This window comes from Providencia sp. (assembly GCF_003533305.1).
Classification (GTDB): Bacteria; Pseudomonadota; Gammaproteobacteria; order Enterobacterales; family Enterobacteriaceae; genus Providencia.
In genome coordinates this window covers 80,719-101,237 of sequence record NZ_DOEH01000016.1, presented here as the reverse complement: position 1 = coordinate 101,237, position 20,519 = coordinate 80,719, and the positions used below count along the sequence as shown (strand labels likewise).

Sequence of the window (20,519 nt, the reverse complement as noted above, 5' to 3'; positions counted from 1 at the left end):
TACATAAGTATGTGATTCGGGTAACTGAGAGTAGCCAACAACGCTGCGGTTTGAATTATGACGAGTATGACAATATGAGTATGACAATATAAAGAAGGTAACCATGTACACTTTAATCATCAAACAGGGCAAACGTATCGATGGCACAATTATCGATATACTTATTAAAGATGGGAAAATTGAAGCTGCTGGCCCTGAATTGGCCTGCAACCAACAAGCAGACAAAATAATTGATCTTAAAGGGGAAATCTATGTCAGCGCAGGGTGGATTGACTCACACGCTCATTGTTTTACTGAGTCACCTATTTACTTCGATGAGCCTGACCTAGCAGGCGCTGCTGGTGGTGTTACCTCTCTGGTTGATGCGGGAAGTGTTGGAGCAGATGACATTGACAAATTTTATCAACTGACGCAAAAAGCTAAAACTAATGTGTTTTCATTACTGAATATTTCACGCATTGGTATCATCGCGCAAAATGAATTATCTGATATGAACAATATCGATGATGAATGTTTTCAGCAGGCTATTGAGCGCCATAATGGTTTTGTCGTGGGTTTAAAAGCTCGCATGAGTAAAAGCGTTGTCGGTGAAAACGGAATTGCCCCGCTAATTAAAGCTAAAGAAATGCAAAAAAAACACCATCTACCTTTGATGGTGCATATCGGCAATAATCCCCCTGATATTGATGAAGTTGCTAATCTATTAACCCGTGGCGATATCATTACCCACTGTTTTAACGGCAAACCAAACAAAATTTTAGATGATTCAGGCTATCTAAAACCTTCTATAGCGCGTGCTCTAGCCCGTGGCGTTATTTTAGATGTGGGCCATGGTGCTGAAAGTTTTAGTTTTAAAGTTGCTGAGCAAGCAATGCGTATCGGCACCTACCCTGACATTATCAGTTCAGATATTTATCACCGAAATCGAGTTAACGGCCCGGTTTACAGTCTCGCCTTTGTGATGACAAAATTTTTGTGCATGGGTTTCAGTGCCGAACAAGTTTTACGCTGCGTAACAGAAAAAGCGGCCGATTTACTCGCACTTCCCGCCAAAGGCTATTTAAGACCTGGCTTTGACGCCGATATCACATTATTTGAACTTAAAGAAGAACCTACAGAACTCACTGATGCCGAAGGTGAACACCGCGTAGGAACTCATCGTTTTGTTCCCGTAGCAGCGATTGTTGGTGGAAAACATATCATTCATGCAGAAGGCGAATCTGAATATGCAATCAATTTATGATAAATATCAGTTAAAACATGTCATTAACGCTTCTGGCCGTATGACTATGTTAGGTGTTTCAACACCAACTCCTGAAGTGGTTGAACGAGTTGCTTATGGGTTAAATCATTACTTTGAAATTAAAGATTTAGTCAATAAAACCGGTGCCTATATCGCCCAATTATTAAATGTTGAAGATGCCGTCGTGGTTTCTTGTGCTTCTGCCGGAATAGCACAAGCGGTTGCCGCAGTTATTGTGCGAGATGATGATGATTTATTATTAAATTTGCACTCATCAAACAAACAAGTTGCTCGTGAAATTATTATGCCCAAGGGCCATAACGTTAACTTTGGTGCTCCAGTAGATACCATGGTGGCCTTGGGGGGAGGTAAAGTCGTAGAAGCTGGTTTTGCCAATGAATGCAGCGCAGCGCAGCTAGCCGCTAAAATCACACCACAAACTGCCGCTATTTTGTATATCAAATCACATCATACTGTACAAAAAAGTATGTTAACGGTCAGCGAAGCGGCCAAAGTTGCACATGAACATCAATTACCATTGATTGTTGATGCTGCCGCAGAAGAAGATTTAACCACCTACTATCAAGCTGGTGGTGACCTCGTAATTTACAGTGGTGCCAAAGCTATTGAAGGCCCAACAAGTGGTTTAGTCATTGGTAAAAAACCTTATGTTGAATGGGTTAAACGTCAAAGCCAAGGTATTGGACGAGCCATGAAAGTGGGTAAAGAAGGTATTCTTGGTCTGACACTCGCTATTGAACAATATCTAACCGCGACCAAAGAAACCGGTGCTGAAATGGTTGCTCGCATGAATAAATTTATCAATGATTTAAATGCGATACCTGCAATTTCAGCTCAAATTGTCTGGGATGCGGCAGGCCGTGACATTGCTCGGGCAGAAATCAGCTTTGATGAGAAAGCGATTGGTAAATCGACTTATCAGATAATGGCTGAATTAAAACAAGGGGATACTGCTATTTACTTTCGTGAGTATAAAGCCAATGAAGGAAAAGTCGAGGCCGATGTTCGTAGCGTCAGCAATGAACAACTCGATGTTATCTCACAGCAGATCCGTATGTTAGTAGAAGGAATTTAACATGAAATTGTCACCGAATTTTTACCATGACCGCGTATGTTTGAACGTACTGGCAGGTAGTCATCAAAACGCAAAAGACATCTATGAAGCGGCAGAAAGTTTTGTCGTCGTCGGTGTGTTATCAAAAAACTACCCTGATCTTGAAAGTGCGATTGCCGATATGCGCATTTATGCAGAAGAAACTCACAATGCATTATCCGTTGGTCTTGGTGCTGGCGATCCAAAGCAATCTACAATGGTTTCGTTAATTTCAAAAGAAGTTCAGCCACAGCACGTGAACCAAGTTTTCACTGGCGCACCGATCAGCCGTGCATTACTCGGTCAAAATGAAACATTTGTAAATGCTTTAATTTCACCTACTGGTACCATCGGTATGGTAAAAATTTCAACAGGTCCGTTAAGTTCTCAGTCACCTGACGGTATCGTACCTATCGAAACTGCCATCATGATGTTGAAAGACATGGGCGCAGATTCAGTTAAGTTTTTTAATATGGAAGGCTTAACTTATATAGAAGAATACAAAGCTATCGCCAAAGCCTGTGCACAGTTTGATTTTTCTCTTGAGCCAACCGGCGGCATCGATTTAGACAATTTTGCCGAAATTTTACAAATTGCCCTCGACGCTGGCGTAAAGAAAATAATCCCACACATCTATAGTTCAATCATCGATAAAGACACTGGCAATACCCGTCCAGAAGATGTACGTCAGTTATTACAGATGGTAAAGCAAGCTGTTAACTAATACGTAATAAGCTGTAAAATAAAAAATATAAGCGAGAAATGACAAAACAACAAATTGCCCCACTCATCTTCGTATGCAGTGGGGCTTTTTTTGCATAATCAAGATGCATATTTTTGAATTTTGAATTTTGAATTTTGAATTTTGAATTTCAGAGATCTAAACAACTCTAAATAGTTCGACTTATAGGTAGGCGGCAAACGAGGATATCTCGGGGAGCATACACAAGTATGTGACCCGTGTAGCCGAGAGCTGCCAACACCCCTATAAGGTGAAATATGACGAGTAATAAAAAAGGTCTATAGCAATAAAATGCTATAGACCTTTTTTATTTATTTGTGGAGTTGGCCGGTAAGCCGGGTTCTGTCGTGGACAACCATTCCTCTAGGCCAGCACTTACGCACTGGCTCCAGCAACCTACCCGAGTTCAATGCGGGCCGCACCATATGAACCCCTATTTGGTCTTGCTCCGGGTGGAGTTTACCATGCCACGAACTGTTACCAGCCGCGCGGTGCGCTCTTACCGCACCCTTTCACCCTTACCTGATCCTGTAAACAGGCCATCGGCGGTTTGCTCTCTGTTGCACTTGTCGTAGGCTCGCGCCTCCCAGACGTTATCTGGCACCCTGCCCTATGGAGCCCGGACTTTCCTCCCCTCTATCCGTCTCCCCCGAAAGGACTACGATAAAGCAGCGGTTGTCTAGCCAACTCCGCAGCGGATTATAGGCACTTTGCCCTCGCTTGTACAGACTCTAGCGTGCTCAATTTATACCAAACCGCTTACCTGTTTATCTATTGAGCAAAAATTACGCTTCGTCTTGCTGCTCTAACATCAATTTATACAATTTATTTTTCTTCAAACCATAAATTTCTGCTGTGATAGCGGCTGCTTTTTTAGGGGGTAACTCTTTTTGTAGCAAATTCAAAGTGCGGATCACATCTGGCGTGATTTCTGTATCATCATCTTGTTGTTTATAACCTTCAACAATCAGTACCATTTCACCACGATGACGATTACTATCTTCTTTCACCCAAGCAAGCAATTCACCAACGGGGCGACCTTCAATTGACTCCCAGGTTTTGGTAATTTCCCGAGCTAAAACAACATGTCTATTTGGTCCCCAGACTTCCACCATATCTGCTAAACTATCTAACAAACGATGGGTTGATTCATAAAAAATCAATGTCCGTGTTTCTTGCTCGAGAGCCTGTAAAACATCTTTGCGGCCTTTTGTCTTTGCCGGTAAAAAACCTTCATAACAAAAACGGTCTGAAGGTAAACCTGCGGCTGACAGCGCAGTAATCGCAGCGCAAGCGCCAGGCAATGGAACAACTCGAATGCCAGCTTCACGGCAACGATTGACTAAATGATAACCTGGATCATTAATTAAAGGTGTACCTGCATCAGAGACTAATGCGATACTATCACCTTGTTGAAGCCTGCTAATTAATTGATCTGCCTTTTGCTGTTCATTATGATCATGCAAAGCAAACATACGTGCATTAATCGCAAAATTCTGTAATAGAATTCCCGAGTGCCGTGTGTCTTCTGCAGCAATAAGGTCAACATGTTTAAGAACATCCAACGCGCGTTGCGTGATATCCCCCATATTTCCTATTGGGGTTGGCACAATATACAGCGTGGATGCCATAACCACTGCTTGATTAGGTTGGTTCATTGTTTCATCCGAATAGCCGGTTTAAAATTAAGCAATTGAAAAATACACCATTGGATACTGTATGCGTCCTTCAATTTTTTTGCATTTGAAAAAAGGGTTAATCTGCACTGCAATGCTATTTACTTTTGCGTTGTCAGGCTGCCAACTCATCTCGGATCAGTTCACGCCGACAAAACCAAAAACACCTGAACAGAGTGCTTCAGACATTAGCCATTATCAGTCTATCATTGATGCTGCGCAAGGTAAGCCATCAATGGAAGCATTGCGCGCTTATATTGCTCAAGAGCCTTTACTGACTAATTCTGCGGAGCGTCAGGCAAACATCAATAGTTTGTGGTTGATGTTAACACAAATGACACCAGAACAGATTCAAGGAATTGGTGCTGAAGAGTACATTTTAACAGGCTGGGTCGATCTACTCGATATTTATCAAAATAACCAAGACTCTCCTGATGCCCTAACAATGGGTTTTAATGATTGGAAAACACGCTACCCTGCAAACCCTGCGGCAACCACACCACCGAGTCAATTAGTGCAAGCCATGCAACCACGCGTCGGCGGTGCACCAAAAATTGCACTCTTCCTACCTATGAGTGGACAAGGGCAAGTTTTTGGTCAAGCGATAATGCAAGGATTTATGGATGCACAAAAAGGCCTTCCTCAAGCCGCCATTTCATCGGCTAGCGCTCAGTCATCACCGGTTCAAAATAGCGATAATGATGTCCTAGACCAAATCTATGCGGAAGTCGCCGCAACGACAGGTGAACCAAAAACCAATACAGATTCAGATATCGTGACCTCTGCATTACGTATTGACAGCGCGCCAACAAATACCCAAAGTGTTAAAGTATTCGATACCACTGGCAAACAGATGCCACAGCTACTTGAACAAGCAAAAAATGAAGGCTTTAACCTTGTTGTTGGTCCGTTACTGAAATCAGATGTGCAAACTATTGCGCAAATGGGGGCACCAATCAGCGTGTTAGCCCTCAATGAGCTCGATACAAATCAATTACAACCACGCCCTAACCTTTGCTATTTCTCACTTTCACCTGAAGATGAAGCAAAAAATGCAGCCGCACATATCAAAGCTGATGGCAAACAAATGCCTTTAGTTCTCGTGCCTGCAAATCCTTTTGGTGACAGGATTGCAAAAGCCTTTGCAGAAGAATGGCAAGCCAAAGGTGGTTCAACCGTCTTAACACAATCTTTTGGCTCAGTGGCTTCATTAAAAGAGTCCATTAACCGAGGTGCGGGTATTCGCATGACGGGGACACCAGTCAACGTAAATAGCCAAACAATCTCACAACCCGTAGAAAGTGCAACAGGTGCTATTGATGCCGTCTATATCGTGGCAACACGAGATGAGCTCACACTAGTTAAACCTATGATTGAAATGGCAATCAGTACACGTCAACGCCCTGCTCTTTATGCTAGTTCCCGTAGTAACCAAGCAAGTTCAGGCGCTGATTATCGTTTTGAAATGGATGGCGTTAAATTCAGTGAAATTCCATTACTTGCCGGTGCTAATAACAATCTGCGTAAACAAGCTCAACAAAAGTTAAACAATGATTATTCTCTGTTTCGCTTATATGCCATGGGTATTGATGCTTGGTCTTTAGCTAACAATTACGACAAACTACAACAAAACAAGCAATTCCGAGTACAAGGTGCATCAGGTACTTTAAGCATTACCGATAATTGTGTTGTTTATCGTGAATTGCCTTGGTTGCAATTTAAGCAAGGTCAAGTCAAGCTAGCACAATAAATAATGCAAGCAATCTGGATGATTGCCATTTTTTCAGACAAGGATGTCATGCAAACTATCAAAAAGTCATTATCATGGTTAACTGGCAGATACTATGAAAATCGAGTTCTCGCCTTCCTAAAGCAGCAGGGGTTAACCTTTGTCGAACGTAATGCCCGAAATCGTGCTGGCGAAATCGACCTTATCATGCGAAATGAAACAGGCTGGATCTTCGTCGAAGTTCGTTATCGCAAAAATTGTGATTACGGTGACGCGCTTTTATCAGTAAACTGGCATAAACGCAGAAAATTATTAGCTGCAACAAAGTATTGGCTCGCCCAAAGACAAGAAAGTTTCGAGACTAGCGCATGTCGTTTTGATATCTGTGCAATTACGGGCAACCAATTTGAATGGATACAAAATGCCTTTAACGATAGTAACCATAGTTAGGGTTTGTAAATCCTAGTTTATCTCATAGGAAATAAGAAGTGCTAGATAGAATAAAAGTTTGTTTTACTGAGAGTATTCAAACTCAGATAGCAGCTGCTGAAGCGCTGCCTGACGCGATTTCTCGAGCAGCAATGATGATGGTTCAATCGTTACTTAATGGCAACAAAATTTTGTGTTGTGGTAATGGCGCATCAGCCGCAACGGCACAACGTTTTGCTACTAGCATGATACACCGATTTGAAACTGAACGCCCAAGCCTCCCTGCACTAGCACTTAACACAGATAACGCGTTACTCACTGCCATTTCAGGTAGCAAGCAACCCGCTGAAGTTTACGCGAAGCAAGTAAGAGCGTTAGGACAGCATGGTGATGTTTTAATGGCAATTTCAACACATGGTAATAGTGCTGATATAATTAAAGCTGTTGAAGCTGCCGTTACTCGTGATATGACCATTGTGGCACTTACCGGCTATGACGGCGGAGAGCTCGCCGGATTATTAGGTCCACAAGATGTTGAGATCCGGATACCTTCACAACGTAGTGTTCGAATTCAAGAAGTTCATCTTCTTACTGTAAATTGTCTTAGCGATCTGATAGACAATACTCTTTTCCCTCATCAGGATGATTAAGGAGACAAAATGCGATTAATACCTATTTTTGCCATAGTTTTCAGTACTGTTCTTTTACAAGGCTGTATTGGTGCAGCGGTTGTAGGCTCTGCTGCTGTTGCGACTAAAAGTGCCACAGACCCTCGCAGTGTTGGCCAACAGGTTGATGATGGCACCTTAGAAGCGCGTATTAGTGGCCAACTCAATAAAGATAAAGATATCACGGGTAAGGCGCGTATTATTGCAACTGCCTATAAAGGTAATGTTCTACTCACAGGTCAAAGTCCTGATATGGCTTGGGCTGAGCGCGCAAAACAAATCGCCTCAAATGTTGAGGGAACAACCTCAGTTTACAACGAAGTACGTAGTGGCTCGCCGGTCGATTTAGGTACCGCGTCAAAAGACACTTGGTTGACCACCAAAGTAAAATCTAAAATTCTCGCGAGTGATGGTGTTAAATCCGGTAGCGTAAAAGTGATTACTGAAAATGGTGAAGTTTTCTTATTAGGTGTTTTAACAAGACAAGAAGCCGATGCTGCTGCAAAAATAGCCAGTGAAACTGATGGTGTTCGTCGAGTCACAACCGCTTTTACTTATCTCAATTAATCATAAACGATAATATATCGGTATAAAAATAAAAGCCATGAGCTAAAAATCATGGCTTTTATTTCAATCTGGTCGGATTTGATTGTTTTTAAGATAATTCTTACCGCCTAATAAGTGCATCTGGTTAAGTATCCATGCCTGCCGCTTTAAAACATATGAAGATGGCGATTTTACGCTATATCTGTGTGGATTTGGTAGAACTGCCGCTAATAGTGCAGCTTCATCCATTGTGAGCTTACTAGCCGGCTTTTTAAAGAATTTTTTTGAAGCCTCTTCCACCCCAAAAACTCCATCACCAAACTCAACAATATTAAGATAAACCGTTAATATTCTTGTTTTAGACCACATAAGCTCCATTACCGGCGTCATTGCTGTTTCAAAGCCTTTCCTTATCCAGCTTCTCCCATCCCATAACCATAGGTTTTTAACCGTCTGTTGTGAGATAGTTGACGCCCCTCTAACTGTTTGTTTTTTGCTCTTATTGTGCTCATACGCGCGCTCAATCGCATTTAAATCAAAACCCCAATGATGAGGGAAATTTTGATCTTCGGCGGCAATTACAGCTAAATAAAGGTAAGGTGAAATGTGACTTTCATCAACCCAATCAGAATGAGAAACATAAGAAAAATTAAAGTTTAGCCATGCAGATACTTGCCGCTCAACCATCACAGCAGAAAATGGCACTGGCACATATTTAAAAGCAATAACAGTGCCAAGCCAGATGATAAGTAATGAGACTGTGACTTTCTTTAACCAGTACCACAATCGAGAAACAATAATCACCATTTAATCATCACGCCATTTCCAATACTTTCTCAACGAGTTTACTAATCCCTGTATTAGCCTCTGCAATTGATTGTGCAAGCATATAGGCAGGCGTTGTAACAACTTTGTTAGCTTCATCAACCACAATGTTATCAACGGTACATTCAATGTGCTTCCCGCCCATTTTAATTATCTGAGCAATCGTTTCACTGTCATTACCAATTGTTAGTTCAACTGATGTATTTAACATTCTAGGAAGCATCACAGGAGCAATACACATCAGCCCTAGCGGTTTTTTCTGTTGATGCATTTGTTGTACTAAACTTAATAGATCTTTATTAATTTCACATTCACTTCCTTCCACAGCGAAATCACATAAGTTTTTTGCGACACCAAAACCACCAGGAATAATAAGGGCATCTAGCTTAGAGGCATCCGCAGAAGACAAAGCCGCTATTTTCCCACGTGTAATACGTGCTGATTCTTCCATTTGATTACGTTTTTCTGTTTTTAACTCACCACTAATATGATTAATAACAGTTGATTGAGCTTCATCAGGCGCGAAAAAATGAATTTCTACATTACTTTTACTCAAAGCAAGCATTGTTAACACAGTTTCATGGATCTCACTTCCATCAAAAACACCGCATCCACTTAAAATAACCGCAATTGATTTCATATCTTCCTCCATTTGTAGTAAATTATCTCTTAGCCGCTTAAGCGAGCAAACATCAATCTTCATCACAGATTTTAATGATACTTGTAACAGATTCGCAAAATTTTGGTATCTTGATGTTATTCTGTTAAGCGACGAAAATGATTTAATGATTTGCTAAGAATGAAAACCACAAGCAGATCAACGATTTCCCTGGTGTTGGCGCAGAAATTCGCGCACCCCAACTTCGGTTGGGGTTATTTTTTTGTACGTCCATCAACCCAGTTTCTCAAAGTTTCTATATCTGATCGCCAATCCTGCTTTAATTCATCAATCCACTCTTGTACGTTATCCCACCATGCTGGTAAATCAGGTGATTGTATTTGCTGCGCTATTTTCTGTAAATTCTTGAGACCAATAGACCCTGCCGCGCCTTTTATTTTATGTCCTTCCTCAACAATACCTTTTTGGTCTTTCGCAATCATATTCGAATCAAGAATAGCCAAATACCCCGGCAGCATTTTTTCAAACACGTCCAATCCGTCATAAATTAATTTAGGCCCAACAAGATCAAGATATTGCTCAAGCATATCGCAATCTAAGATGGCATCATGAATATCAGCGCTCATAACATTGTCGGGCTCGTTTTCATCTTGAGTTGTATTTTCACCCCAGAATTGCTCAATAATCTGAGTTAATGCAGGTACTGATAATGGCTTACTAAGAACCCCATCCATGCCAGCATCAAAATATTCTTTTTTATCTTTCAACACATTGGCAGTCAGTGCAATAAGTGGCGGTAAATCGTCTTTGTGATATTGCTGTTTAAGTTTGCGTGAAATATCTAAACCAGTCATGTCCGGTAATTGAATATCAAGTAACAGTAGGTCGTATTCTCCCGGTGAGAACATCGCTAACGCATCCTTACCGTTCATCGCGACATCAACGGTATTACCTAGCTTCTCAAGTACAGAACAGGCTACAACCACATTAAGCTCGATATCCTCGACTAATAAAATATGCAACGCGGGTAATGGGTAATCATCGTCACTGTCGAGTTGTTCCACAATATCTTCTTCAACCACGGGGGCAATTATTGACAATGTGAATGTAGAACCTTGTCCTACCTGACTTTCAACTAGAATATCTCCGCCCATATTTTGTGCTAACCGACGCGATACGGAAAGCCCAATCCCTGTTCCAGTTGCGGATCTACCGCCTGCCGAGTCTTTCACTTGGTAATACATGGCAAAGATTTTATCTAGCTCATCTTGAGGAATACCAATACCGCTATCTTGCACCCTGAAAAATAGTTTATCGTCCGCTTCACGCCAGATACTCAGTTTAACTTCACCCTGCTGAGTAAATTTGACCGCATTACCAATGAGGTTCCATAATACTTGGCGTAGCCTTGTGCCATCTGTCAGGATTTTTTTAGGTAACGCGGGAGCCACATCCATGACAAATTTAAGCCCTTTAGGCTGAACCAATAACCCACTTAGATTTTCTAAATCAGTAACAAACTCAGACAATGTGATAGGCTGATTATCGAGCTGAACTTTACGGCGCTCAATTTTATCCATTTCAATCACGTCATTAAAAATATTACCTAACGTAATAGCACTGACATGAATAGTTTTTAAATAACTCGATTGCTCTGCACTGAGTTCTGTATCCAATAAAATCCGACTTAATCCTACAATGCCATTAAGCGGCGTACGAAGCTCGTGGCTGATCGTTGAAATAAAGGTAGTCTTATCCCTGCTCGCATTCTCTAATGCTTCCTGATAACGCTTACGCTCGGTTATATCGCGACCAAAGCCCATTAACCCATGTCGTTTTCCTACACGGTCATAAAAAGGGACTTTACGTAATTCAAAGCACGCTTTACGTCCATCTGGATAGACAAGCCATTGCTCATAAGTTAATGACACATTATGACGGAATACTTTTTCGTCGGTTTCCATTACTTTAGAGGCAATTTCAGCGTCATAAATATCTAAAGGTGTTAACCCCACGAGATGTTTTTCGCTCTTGCCCGTGAGAAGTTCCATGGCACGATTACAGCCAGAAAATTCATTATTCTCATTACGGTAGTAAACAAGGTCAGGGGAAGCATCAAGAAATGAACGAAGTAAAACCGATTGCTGTTCGAGCTCAATCTTTGTTTGCTCACGGTACGTCATTTCTTGTTTTAATTGTTCAAGTAATTCTAGATGCGCTTTTTCTACTTTTTCTCGCTCTTCAATCTCTAAATTGAGTTGTTCGATATTTCCTTGCAGTTGTATATTTAGTTCAGCATCACGTATTCTCATGACTTCCAATTTATCAACCATACGCGATAAACGTTGGCGTGATTCTTCGAGCTGCTCAACCACAATGGACAAAAAATAGACTGCTAATGGCGTGATTATCAGCCCAAAGAAAATAGATCCGACCATATCAAGACTATCAACCTGCCCCCGCAGTACGATAGTGACTGCCATTTGCATGATCATGGCAAGTACAACTAATGCCGATGCAAGTAACAAAGAAAATCGAACCAGGCCGAGCTTCATCATCAGGTCAACATAATACTGCGCAAGACCTCGAAGTACTTTCATAACCACCCCTTTATAACCACTACTGAGTTAAATTCTATTTAAATCATATATCAAACCAGACATTTTCGGATGTTTATTAATACGAAATATCGATCCGGCTCATTCAATCTTTATTTTTTAACCTTGATAAATGACAATAGGCTTTTGTTCGTACGACTTACCGATAATATAAGAGTATGCAAGCACAGTAAGGAATAGAATGAAGCTACCACCGTTCAACCTACAACGTGTTGATCCTCCGAAAAAAGCACTTAATATTCGAAAAATAGAATTTATCGAAATTTATGAGCCGATCAACGCTATTGAGGTACAAGCACAGGCAAAACGCTGTCTTTCTTGTGGCAGCCCTTACTGTGAATGGAAGTGTCCACTTCATAATCCTATACCTAGTTGGCTAAAACTAGCGGCTGAAGGTCGTATAATTGAAGCTGCGGAACTTTCTCATCATACGAATAGCTTACCTGAAGTATGCGGCCGAGTTTGCCCGCAAGATAGGTTATGTGAAGCAGCGTGTGTGCTCAATGATGATTTTGGCGCCGTAACAATTGGTCATATCGAACGCTATATCAATGATACCGCGTTTGAACTCGGCTGGCGGCCTGACGTTTCGCATATAAAACGAACTAATAAACGTGTCGCTATTGTTGGAGCTGGTCCCGCAGGTCTTGCTTGTGCTGATGTACTTACCCGTAATGGCGTCAATACAACTGTATTTGATAGCCATCCCGAAATTGGCGGATTACTCACGTTTGGTATCCCTGAATTTAAACTCGAAAAACACGTTATGATTCACAGACGGGAAATTTTCACCGAAATGGGGATTGAGTTTTGTTTAAATACTGAAGTCGGCAAAGATATTTGTTTTGATAAACTTGTTCATGACTATGACGCCATATTTATAGGGACTGGAGTTTATCAAGCCATTTGCGGACAAATCCCCAATGAGGACGCTCAGGGCGTACATGACGCACTGCCTTTTTTAATGGCAAACACACGCCAATTAATGGGGTACAACGAAACACCTCAAGCGCCCTATATTAATTTACAAGGCAAGCGAGTTGTTGTCTTAGGTGGTGGTGATACGGCAATGGATTGTGCTCGTAGCGCTATTCGTCAAGGCGCCCAGCACGTTTCTTGCATTTATCGCCGTGATAAAAATAGCCTACCAGGTTCCCCTCAAGAAGTCGCTAATGCACAAGAAGAAGGCGTACAATTTTATTTTAATTCGCAAGTGACGCATATTGAAATCGACCAACACGCGCAAGTCAGTGGTATTAATGTAGTTCACACTCAACTGAGTGATAATATCAATGACCAACATATAATCAATGTTATTGATAATTCAGATTTTTTCATTGCAGCTGATGCGATTATTATGGCTTTTGGCTTTATGCCCCACCCTATGCCTTGGCTAAAAAATCAAATAGTACAATTTGATACTCAGGGACACATTATCGCCAGTCGTAACACAACCTTTCCTTATCAAACAACACATCAAAAGATATTTGCAGGGGGCGATGCAATTCGAGGATCAGATTTAGTAGTCACTGCAATTGCTGATGGACGAAATGCCGCAGAAGGGATTTTACTTTTTTTAGGGATTTAACTGCCATTTGTATCTTATTGCTGAAAATAAAAAAACAGAGGCAAGATACCTCTGTTTTTATCAAGTACACAATGTGACTCGCTACCTATTTAAGCTTTATTAACAACGTGTTATTTAATAAAACGTTATTTAACAACTCGAAGTGCAGGACGACCTTTTGGCGGACGTGGTGGCTCATCATCAGGTGAAACGTGTTCATTTTCTTGTGCTTCATTTGTCATTTCAGTGTCATGAACCAAAGAAATTTTATCTGTCAATTCATCTTCAAATATTTCAGATACAGATGATAATTCAGTTTCGTAAGCCGCTTCAGGTTCAAACATCATACCCGCGCCATTTTCACGTGCATAAACAGCCATTATGGCCGCCATTGGTACATAAACCTGGCGTGGAATTCCCCCAAAGCGCGCATTAAAACTGACATTTTCGTTGGTAATTTCAAAGTTACCCACTGCACGAGGAGCAACGTTTAATACAATTTGTCCATCACGGGCAAATTCCATCGGAACGTTAATATCAGGTACGGTGACATCAACCACCAAATGCGGAGTCATATCGTTATCGAGCAACCACTGATAGTGCGCACGTAACAGATAAGGGCGACGTGGTGTCATTGGTGTCATCTCAGTCATTGTGTCTTATCTCACTTATCGGGTCATAGGGCGCATTTCACGCTCTAATTCAGTCAAGGAAGCTAAGAATGCATCACGTGCGAATACCTTTTGCATATACACCTGTAGATGCTTATTGCTTGGTTTAGGGTCGATTTGAATGCCTAATACAGGTAAACGCCACAGCAACGGTGCTAAATAGCAATCGACTAAACTAAACTCATCACTCATAAAGAATGCTTTTTCAGCAAATACAGGAGAAACTGCAAGCAGTTCTTCAGCTAATTGATTACGAGCACTAGCAGCTTCCTGCGCGTTACCCTTCTCAATTTTATACATCAATGAATACCAGTCATTTTCAATGCGGTTCATTAGCTGACGGCTAGTACCACGCGCAACAGGGTAAACTGGCATTAATGGTGGATGAGGAAAACGCTCATCAAGGTATTCCATGATAATGAGTGGGTCATACAGAGTGAGATCGCGGTCAACAAGTGTCGGAACGCTCTGGTACGGGTTCAAATCGATAAGATCTTGAGGCAGATGACCTGGTTCGACATTTTCAACTTCAACGCTAACACCTTTCTCAGCCAGTACAATACGGACTTGATGACAAAAGATATCGGTTGGGCTTGAGAATAATGTCATTACCGAACGTTTATTAGGAGCAACAGCCATTAAAACCTCCAAATTACAAAAATGGACGAAACAGTAATTAAATTATTTAATTACCCATTACCCATTTTAAAATCCCCTGCACTATACTTTCAATTATCCATAACAAAAGTCAGCGCAACCCTCTCGCAATAATAAAGCGAGAAATAATGAAATAAAAAAACAGGCACATATTCTAACAGATTTTGAACAACTTAGGGGGACAATAGTGGAAAAAGCATAACTTAATTTTAATAATGAAGAATACAATTAGCAATATCGACAGATAAAACCAAAAACAAACAAAAAATAAGCACAAAAACCCTGAAGTTAACTCCATGGATATTGTTTATTTTTATAAATAAAACGTTAAAATCACACTGAGAAAATTATTTTAAATTTTAAAATAAATAAGTACGCTCAGAATTTAAAATAATTATCTTTTATATTCATCAAAAATTCATAGGTGAGATGATTTAAACTCGCTATCAACAATCAATTAGCTCAATTCATTACTACTTATACTAGATATGTATTTACTTGATATAAATAAAAAACCCGCCAAAAAGGCGGGCTTTATCATCAATTTCATGCCCAATGGGCAATAAATTAACGTTTAGAGAACTGTGGACGACGACGTGCTTTACGCAGACCCACTTTCTTACGTTCAACAGAACGCGCATCACGAGTAACAAAACCAGCTTTACGCAGATCAGAACGAAGAGTCTCATCATAAGACATCAGTGCACGAGTAATACCGTGACGGATTGCGCCTGCTTGACCAGAAATACCACCACCTTTAACAGTGATGTATAGGTCAAATTTTTCTAACATTTCAACCAATTCTAACGGCTGACGAACTACCATGCGCGCAGTTTCGCGACCAAAGTATTGTTCTAGAGTACGTTGATTGATTGTGATGTTACCGCTACCCGGCTTAATAAAGACACGAGCAGATGAGCTTTTGCGGCGACCAGTGCCGTAGTATTGATTTTCAGCCATTGCTTATAATCCCGATTAAATGTCAAGAACTTGCGGTTGTTGTGCCGCGTGGTTGTGCTCATTACCTGCGTAAACTTTCAGTTTACGGTACATTGCACGACCCAGAGGCCCTTTTGGCAACATGCCTTTAACCGCGATTTCAATCACACGCTCAGGACTGCGAGCAATCATTTCTTCGAAAGTCGCTTGCTTAAGTCCACCTACATGGCCTGTATGGCGATAGTAGATTTTATCTTCGCGTTTATTGCCGGTAACAGCAACTTTTTCCGCATTCAGAACGATGATGTAATCACCAGTATCTACGTGCGGCGTGTATTCCGCTTTATGCTTACCGCGTAAACGGCTAGCAATTTCTGTTGCAAGACGGCCTAAAGTTTTGCCATCTGCATCAACAACGTACCAGTCACGTTTTACGGTCTCTGGTTTAGCTGTAAAAGTTTTCATTAAAACTTACCCAATATTAAAGTTACATGTTGGTGAACACTCATGTTCATAAGCTTTCCGAGGTTCACGCGACGCTTGTCCAGCAAACCTACCCCTTCGAGCAGCCTAGCTGGCATTAATGCATTATTTTTTGGGAAATAAAAAACAATGCTGTAACGTGGGGTCGCAAGATTATAGAGAACTCAGCGACAAAAATCGACCCCAAATGCATTTTATTTTACGTTTAAAACAATAATTCATGTTATTTCAATTTTAACTGCCTGTATTTCCGGCCTAAAGCTAGGCGAGGTGAGGTATTTTTAGGTATTCCTCACTTTGCATTTCTTGTAAACGAGAAAGACAACGCTGATATTCAAACGCTAATAGTTGACCTTGATAAAGCGATTCCATTGGCGCTTGAGCATTGATAATTAATTTAACCTTACGCTCATAAAACTCATCAATTAATGCAATAAATCGGCGAGATGAGTTCTCTTCACTTGTGCCCATAATCGGAACATCATATAAAAGTACCGTGTGATAACAATTCGACAGGTAGATGTAATCATTTGGACTGCGAGGTTCTTCGCACAAAGTTTTGAAGCTGATAGCCAGTACGCCTTCAGTCGCATTAATTGCCTGCATTTTACGATGATTCACTTCGAGTATTGGATTCGGTTTACCCAATTTCCCTGCTAACTTAACGAATACCTCATTAAGATGCTGGCGAGTTTCATTATTTATTGGTGATAAGAACAGGTGAGCTTGAGTTAATGTACGCAGACGATAATCAATACCAGCATCCACATTCATAACATCACAATATTGTTTAATTTGTTCAATTGCAGGTAAAAAACGCGCGCGCTGAAGACCATTACGATACAGGTCATCAGGGATGATATTTGAAGTCGCGACCAAAGAAATCCCTCGCGCAAATAGCCCTTCAAGAAGAGTACCCAAAATCATCGCATCGGTAATATCTGAAACAAAAAACTCATCAAAACACAGAATATCTGTCTGTTTTTTAAATTCATCAGCAATAATATCTAATGGATTCTCTTGGCCTTGTAGCGCCATTAAATCTTCCTGCACTTTCTTCATAAATCGATGAAAATGCAAACGTAATTTCCTATCACCAGGCAAGCTTTCATAAAACATATCCATCAGCCAGGTCTTACCACGCCCCACCCCACCCCACATATATAGGCCTTGTACAGGATCACAGGTTTTAGCTTGATTTTTACCGAGTAAACGTCCAAAACGTTGTTTGATATTTAACGGTTTATCATTATGTGTGCACTGCGGCGATCGATTAATTAGTTGCTGATAGATTTTATCTAAGCGCTCTACAGCTTGCTTTTGTACTTCATCCGGCTGGTAATTCCCATCCGCCAGAGCCTGTTGATAACGAATTGTAGGAGACATCGAGGACATTAACGGAATAATCCTTAAAAATTTTTTCGGCTTTTTTACCGTTATATGATATACACTGACCTTACTATAAACAGGGTCAGTTATCATTTAACTTGCGGTTAACGAATAAATATAGAGTAAGGAAATTTACCTTAACATTCCACTCTTTCATTATTAACTGATGTATTCCTGCCCTCTATTAAGTTGTATAGCATCCGTTACATTGATGACATTAATTTGTGCTCTAAGTCACATACTTTATATATGATACTCAATGAGATAGCTTTACTTGAAGCCTACATGCAACTTTGATTTATCTGAGGTATAGTTTTAAGGTATAATTTCAAGATATAGTGTTAAGGTATCATTAGGGTAGCTAAACTTAATATCTGCGAACATTGAAGTAAATTAAGGAGTTAGCATGACTTGGGAGTATGCACTAATAGGATTAGTTGTTGGTTTTATTATCGGCGCATTGGTTGTTCGTTATGGCAATCCAAAACTTCGTCAACAAAAAACAGCGCAAGCTGAGTTAGACAAGAAAAGCACTGAACTAGAAGAATACCGTAAAGAACTCGTCGGCCATTTTGCTCGCAGCGCAGAGTTACTCGATAATATGGCACGGGATTACCGCCAGCTGTATAAGCATATGGCGCAAAGCTCTTCTGAACTAATGCCTGATATGCCGGCACAAGATAACCCATTTAATTACCGTTTAACGGAATCGGAAGCGGATAATGATCAAGCTCCTGTTAAAATGCCACCAAGGGATTATTCTGAGGGCGCATCGGGTTTATTTCGTCCAGTAGAAGAAAAAGAAAAATAATATCCATTTCAAATCACCAGTAAGGTTGTTAAACCAACGCTTACTGGTAATTTTGATAAAAACACCTCAATTCAACCCAATCACCCGAGCCTTATTCTATAAATTCATCAATAAACAACATTGAACAAAATATCCTTTCGTCTTAAATATTTTGATTTATTTCAATACTGTATAGAAGTTAAAGTTTCACTTAAATAACATGTAAATAGATGTAAAAGAATGGATAGAGCCTATCTGTTCAGGGAACTTTTGCGCATAATCTGTGGTCATAGTCATCAGTAAAATTAAATATGATACCAGCCAATGTCTCGGCTCCTAGTGGCAATAACTTAGTTGCATACACTATTTATTAATATTCTATTCTTGAGAGAATCTACGGAATGATGAAAAGAAAAAATTTCTTTCTTACTGCTGTTGCAATGAGCCTAGGGCTAAGCCTGTCAACGATCCCTGCGATCAGTAGCGCGGCATTACCTGCGACATTACCCGCAACTGCACAAAGCCAAAATATGCCAAGTTTGGCACCTATGCTTGAAAAAGTACTGCCTGCTGTCGTCAATATTCATGTTTCTGGTACTCGTGTACAGAATCAACAAATTCCTGAAGAACTTAAATTCTTCTTTGGCCCGAATGCACCACAGCAACAACAAAGCGTTCGCCCATTTGAAGGTCTCGGTTCTGGGGTTATTATTGATGCACAACAAGGTTACATTTTAACCAACAATCACGTTATTGATGGTGCAGATAAAATTCAAATTCAGCTCAACGATGGGCGTGAAATTGATGTAAAACTTATCGGTAAAGATTCACAAACAGATATCGCATTACTGAAAATTTCAAATGCAAAAGATATTAAAAATCTAACCGCAGTCAGCATGGCGGATTCAGACAAACTGCGTGTTGGTGATTTTGCTGTCGCTGTAGGTAATCCATTTGGATTAGGCCAAACAGCAACATCAGGAATTATTTCTGCTTTAGGTCGTAGCGGATTAAATCTGGAAGGCCTTGAAAACTTTATTCAAACAGATGCATCAATCAACCGTGGTAACTCAGGCGGTGCATTGGTTAACTTAAATGGTGAATTAATTGGTATTAATACTGCTATTTTAGCCCCAGGTGGCGGCAATATCGGTATTGGTTTCGCCATTCCAAGTAACATGGCTAAAAACCTGAGTGAACAATTAATTAAGCACGGAGAAGTTAAACGCGGCATTCTCGGTATTAAAGGGGCTGAAATGACCTCTGATATCGCAAAAGCCTTTAACATTGATGCTCAACGCGGTGCATTTGTAAGTGAAGTATTGCCAAAATCTTCAGCGGCAAAAGCAGGTATTAAATCGGGTGACGTTTTAGTTTCTGTTGATGGCAAACGAATCAATAGTTTCGCTGAATTAAGAGCTAAAATTGGGACTAGCGAAGTCGGTAAAGAAATCACACTTGGCCTAATCCGTTCAGGTAAGCCAATGGATGTTAAAGTGGTTTTAGTTAACGACGAAGGTGAAACGACCAAAGCAGAAAAACTAAGTGAATCACTACTTGGGGCGACAATTTCGAATGCTACCGTCAGTAACACCAAAGGTGTTCAAGTTGATAGCGTTGCGCCGAAATCCCCCGCAGCTGCAATTGGCTTAGTCAAAGGCGATTTAATTTTTGGTGTGAATGATTCACGCGTTGAAACTATCGACCAATTTCGCAAGATCATCGACGCAAAACCGCCGGTACTTGCCATGAAAGTTTTACGTGATGGTGAAACCTTATATTTGTTGATGAGAAACTAATTCGTCAAAAATCGT

General features: G+C 40.7%; 19 protein-coding genes and 1 other RNA gene. 10 read left to right on the top strand and 10 right to left on the bottom strand.

The window, feature by feature from the left end; all coding sequences use genetic code 11:
• The first annotated feature begins 103 nt into the window (after positions 1 to 103).
• The 3 genes from DD649_RS09465 to DD649_RS09455 are packed head-to-tail and all read left to right on the top strand — an operon-like array spanning position 104 to position 3,081.
• Positions 104 to 1,243 (top strand): amidohydrolase/deacetylase family metallohydrolase, encoded by a 1,140-nt coding sequence (locus tag DD649_RS09465; RefSeq protein WP_336430274.1) that lies wholly within the window; start codon positions 104 to 106, stop codon positions 1,241 to 1,243.
• Positions 1,227 to 2,339: a DgaE family pyridoxal phosphate-dependent ammonia lyase gene (locus DD649_RS09460; protein WP_294106576.1), complete on the top strand. Its 1,113-nt coding sequence runs from the start codon at positions 1,227 to 1,229 to the stop codon at positions 2,337 to 2,339. Before DD649_RS09465 ends, DD649_RS09460 begins: the two co-directional genes overlap by 17 nt.
• Before the next feature lies 1 nt (position 2,340).
• Positions 2,341 to 3,081 carry a KDGP aldolase family protein gene (locus tag DD649_RS09455; RefSeq protein ID WP_294106574.1) on the top strand — a complete coding sequence of 247 codons (741 nt, stop codon included), beginning with the start codon at positions 2,341 to 2,343 and terminating at the stop codon, positions 3,079 to 3,081.
• Between the two features lie 333 nt (positions 3,082 to 3,414).
• On the opposite strand, the gene rnpB is transcribed toward DD649_RS09455, so the two are convergent.
• An RNA gene (gene rnpB / locus DD649_RS09450) (RNase P RNA component class A) lies at positions 3,415 to 3,790 on the bottom strand.
• Positions 3,791 to 3,884: 94 nt separating this feature from the next.
• Positions 3,885 to 4,757, bottom strand: coding sequence for a 16S rRNA (cytidine(1402)-2'-O)-methyltransferase (gene rsmI / locus DD649_RS09445; RefSeq protein ID WP_294106572.1), 873 nt, complete (start codon positions 4,755 to 4,757; stop codon positions 3,885 to 3,887).
• A 61-nt stretch (positions 4,758 to 4,818) separates the two neighbouring features.
• Here rsmI and DD649_RS09440 point away from each other — a divergent pair, with 61 nt between their 5' ends.
• Genes DD649_RS09440 through dolP form a run of 4 tightly spaced genes read left to right on the top strand, consistent with a single transcriptional unit; the run spans position 4,819 to position 8,168 of the window.
• Complete coding sequence (locus DD649_RS09440) at positions 4,819 to 6,525, top strand: penicillin-binding protein activator (RefSeq protein ID WP_294106570.1); 1,707 nt, start codon at positions 4,819 to 4,821, stop codon at positions 6,523 to 6,525.
• Between the two features lie 48 nt (positions 6,526 to 6,573).
• On the top strand, positions 6,574 to 6,954 hold the full coding sequence (locus DD649_RS09435) for a YraN family protein (RefSeq protein ID WP_294106957.1): 381 nt from the start codon (positions 6,574 to 6,576) through the stop codon (positions 6,952 to 6,954).
• 38 nt (positions 6,955 to 6,992) lie between these two features.
• Positions 6,993 to 7,583 (top strand): DnaA initiator-associating protein DiaA, encoded by a 591-nt coding sequence (gene diaA, locus DD649_RS09430; protein ID WP_294106568.1) that lies wholly within the window; start codon positions 6,993 to 6,995, stop codon positions 7,581 to 7,583.
• 9 nt (positions 7,584 to 7,592) lie between these two features.
• On the top strand, positions 7,593 to 8,168 hold the full coding sequence (gene dolP, locus DD649_RS09425) for a division/outer membrane stress-associated lipid-binding lipoprotein (protein ID WP_294106565.1): 576 nt from the start codon (positions 7,593 to 7,595) through the stop codon (positions 8,166 to 8,168).
• A 63-nt stretch (positions 8,169 to 8,231) separates the two neighbouring features.
• On the opposite strand, the gene mtgA is transcribed toward dolP, so the two are convergent.
• The 3 genes from mtgA to arcB all read right to left on the bottom strand — a co-directional run bounded on the left by mtgA (position 8,232) and on the right by arcB (position 12,191).
• Positions 8,232 to 8,954 (bottom strand): monofunctional biosynthetic peptidoglycan transglycosylase, encoded by a 723-nt coding sequence (gene mtgA, locus DD649_RS09420; protein ID WP_336430260.1) that lies wholly within the window; start codon positions 8,952 to 8,954, stop codon positions 8,232 to 8,234.
• A 7-nt stretch (positions 8,955 to 8,961) separates the two neighbouring features.
• Entirely contained in the window at positions 8,962 to 9,612 is a 651-nt protein-coding gene (gene elbB / locus DD649_RS09415; RefSeq protein WP_336430258.1) for an isoprenoid biosynthesis glyoxalase ElbB, read from the bottom strand.
• Between the two features lie 233 nt (positions 9,613 to 9,845).
• Entirely contained in the window at positions 9,846 to 12,191 is a 2,346-nt protein-coding gene (gene arcB, locus DD649_RS09410) for an aerobic respiration two-component sensor histidine kinase ArcB (RefSeq protein WP_294106562.1), read from the bottom strand.
• 199 nt (positions 12,192 to 12,390) lie between these two features.
• On the opposite strand from arcB, the gene DD649_RS09405 reads away from it, so the two are divergent.
• Entirely contained in the window at positions 12,391 to 13,797 is a 1,407-nt protein-coding gene (locus DD649_RS09405; protein ID WP_294106559.1) for an FAD-dependent oxidoreductase, read from the top strand.
• Between the two features lie 125 nt (positions 13,798 to 13,922).
• Here the strand turns inward: DD649_RS09405 and sspB are convergent, their stop codons facing one another.
• The 5 genes from sspB to zapE form a co-directional block, all read right to left on the bottom strand.
• Positions 13,923 to 14,429, bottom strand: a complete 507-nt coding sequence (gene sspB / locus DD649_RS09400) for a ClpXP protease specificity-enhancing factor (RefSeq protein WP_294106556.1) — start codon at positions 14,427 to 14,429, stop codon at positions 13,923 to 13,925.
• A gap of 15 nt (positions 14,430 to 14,444) precedes the next feature.
• Positions 14,445 to 15,086 (bottom strand): stringent starvation protein SspA, encoded by a 642-nt coding sequence (sspA, locus tag DD649_RS09395; protein WP_294106551.1) that lies wholly within the window; start codon positions 15,084 to 15,086, stop codon positions 14,445 to 14,447.
• 585 nt (positions 15,087 to 15,671) lie between these two features.
• Entirely contained in the window at positions 15,672 to 16,064 is a 393-nt protein-coding gene (rpsI, locus tag DD649_RS09390; protein WP_294106548.1) for a 30S ribosomal protein S9, read from the bottom strand.
• 15 nt (positions 16,065 to 16,079) lie between these two features.
• Complete coding sequence (gene rplM, locus DD649_RS09385; RefSeq protein ID WP_294106545.1) at positions 16,080 to 16,508, bottom strand: 50S ribosomal protein L13; 429 nt, start codon at positions 16,506 to 16,508, stop codon at positions 16,080 to 16,082.
• A 279-nt stretch (positions 16,509 to 16,787) separates the two neighbouring features.
• Positions 16,788 to 17,921 (bottom strand): cell division protein ZapE, encoded by a 1,134-nt coding sequence (zapE, locus tag DD649_RS09380; RefSeq protein WP_294106542.1) that lies wholly within the window; start codon positions 17,919 to 17,921, stop codon positions 16,788 to 16,790.
• Positions 17,922 to 18,321: 400 nt separating this feature from the next.
• Here zapE and zapG point away from each other — a divergent pair, with 400 nt between their 5' ends.
• Complete coding sequence (gene zapG / locus DD649_RS09375; RefSeq protein WP_294106538.1) at positions 18,322 to 18,726, top strand: Z-ring associated protein ZapG; 405 nt, start codon at positions 18,322 to 18,324, stop codon at positions 18,724 to 18,726.
• A gap of 383 nt (positions 18,727 to 19,109) precedes the next feature.
• A complete protein-coding gene (locus DD649_RS09370; RefSeq protein ID WP_294106955.1) occupies positions 19,110 to 20,504 on the top strand; it encodes a Do family serine endopeptidase in 1,395 nt (464 codons plus the stop codon).
• The last annotated feature ends 15 nt before the right edge of the window (positions 20,505 to 20,519 follow it).

What these genes read in the sequence shown, in the direction of transcription:
- mtgA (WP_336430260.1), bottom strand. Translation starts at nt 8,954, where the DNA reads ATGGTGATTATTGTTTCTCGATTGTGGTACTGGTTAAAGAAAGTCACA.
- sspB (WP_294106556.1), bottom strand. Translation starts at nt 14,429, where the DNA reads ATGACTGAGATGACACCAATGACACCACGTCGCCCTTATCTGTTACGT.
- arcB (WP_294106562.1), bottom strand. Translation starts at nt 12,191, where the DNA reads ATGAAAGTACTTCGAGGTCTTGCGCAGTATTATGTTGACCTGATGATG.
- DD649_RS09460 (WP_294106576.1), top strand. Translation starts at nt 1,227, where the DNA reads ATGCAATCAATTTATGATAAATATCAGTTAAAACATGTCATTAACGCT.
- zapG (WP_294106538.1), top strand. Translation starts at nt 18,322, where the DNA reads ATGACTTGGGAGTATGCACTAATAGGATTAGTTGTTGGTTTTATTATC.
- rpsI (WP_294106548.1), bottom strand. Translation starts at nt 16,064, where the DNA reads ATGGCTGAAAATCAATACTACGGCACTGGTCGCCGCAAAAGCTCATCT.
- rsmI (WP_294106572.1), bottom strand. Translation starts at nt 4,757, where the DNA reads ATGAACCAACCTAATCAAGCAGTGGTTATGGCATCCACGCTGTATATT.
- sspA (WP_294106551.1), bottom strand. Translation starts at nt 15,086, where the DNA reads ATGGCTGTTGCTCCTAATAAACGTTCGGTAATGACATTATTCTCAAGC.
- dolP (WP_294106565.1), top strand. Translation starts at nt 7,593, where the DNA reads ATGCGATTAATACCTATTTTTGCCATAGTTTTCAGTACTGTTCTTTTA.
- DD649_RS09370 (WP_294106955.1), top strand. Translation starts at nt 19,110, where the DNA reads ATGAAAAGAAAAAATTTCTTTCTTACTGCTGTTGCAATGAGCCTAGGG.
- DD649_RS09440 (WP_294106570.1), top strand. Translation starts at nt 4,819, where the DNA reads ATGCGTCCTTCAATTTTTTTGCATTTGAAAAAAGGGTTAATCTGCACT.
- DD649_RS09455 (WP_294106574.1), top strand. Translation starts at nt 2,341, where the DNA reads ATGAAATTGTCACCGAATTTTTACCATGACCGCGTATGTTTGAACGTA.
- DD649_RS09465 (WP_336430274.1), top strand. Translation starts at nt 104, where the DNA reads ATGTACACTTTAATCATCAAACAGGGCAAACGTATCGATGGCACAATT.
- zapE (WP_294106542.1), bottom strand. Translation starts at nt 17,921, where the DNA reads ATGTCCTCGATGTCTCCTACAATTCGTTATCAACAGGCTCTGGCGGAT.
- rplM (WP_294106545.1), bottom strand. Translation starts at nt 16,508, where the DNA reads ATGAAAACTTTTACAGCTAAACCAGAGACCGTAAAACGTGACTGGTAC.
- elbB (WP_336430258.1), bottom strand. Translation starts at nt 9,612, where the DNA reads ATGAAATCAATTGCGGTTATTTTAAGTGGATGCGGTGTTTTTGATGGA.
- DD649_RS09435 (WP_294106957.1), top strand. Translation starts at nt 6,574, where the DNA reads ATGCAAACTATCAAAAAGTCATTATCATGGTTAACTGGCAGATACTAT.
- DD649_RS09405 (WP_294106559.1), top strand. Translation starts at nt 12,391, where the DNA reads ATGAAGCTACCACCGTTCAACCTACAACGTGTTGATCCTCCGAAAAAA.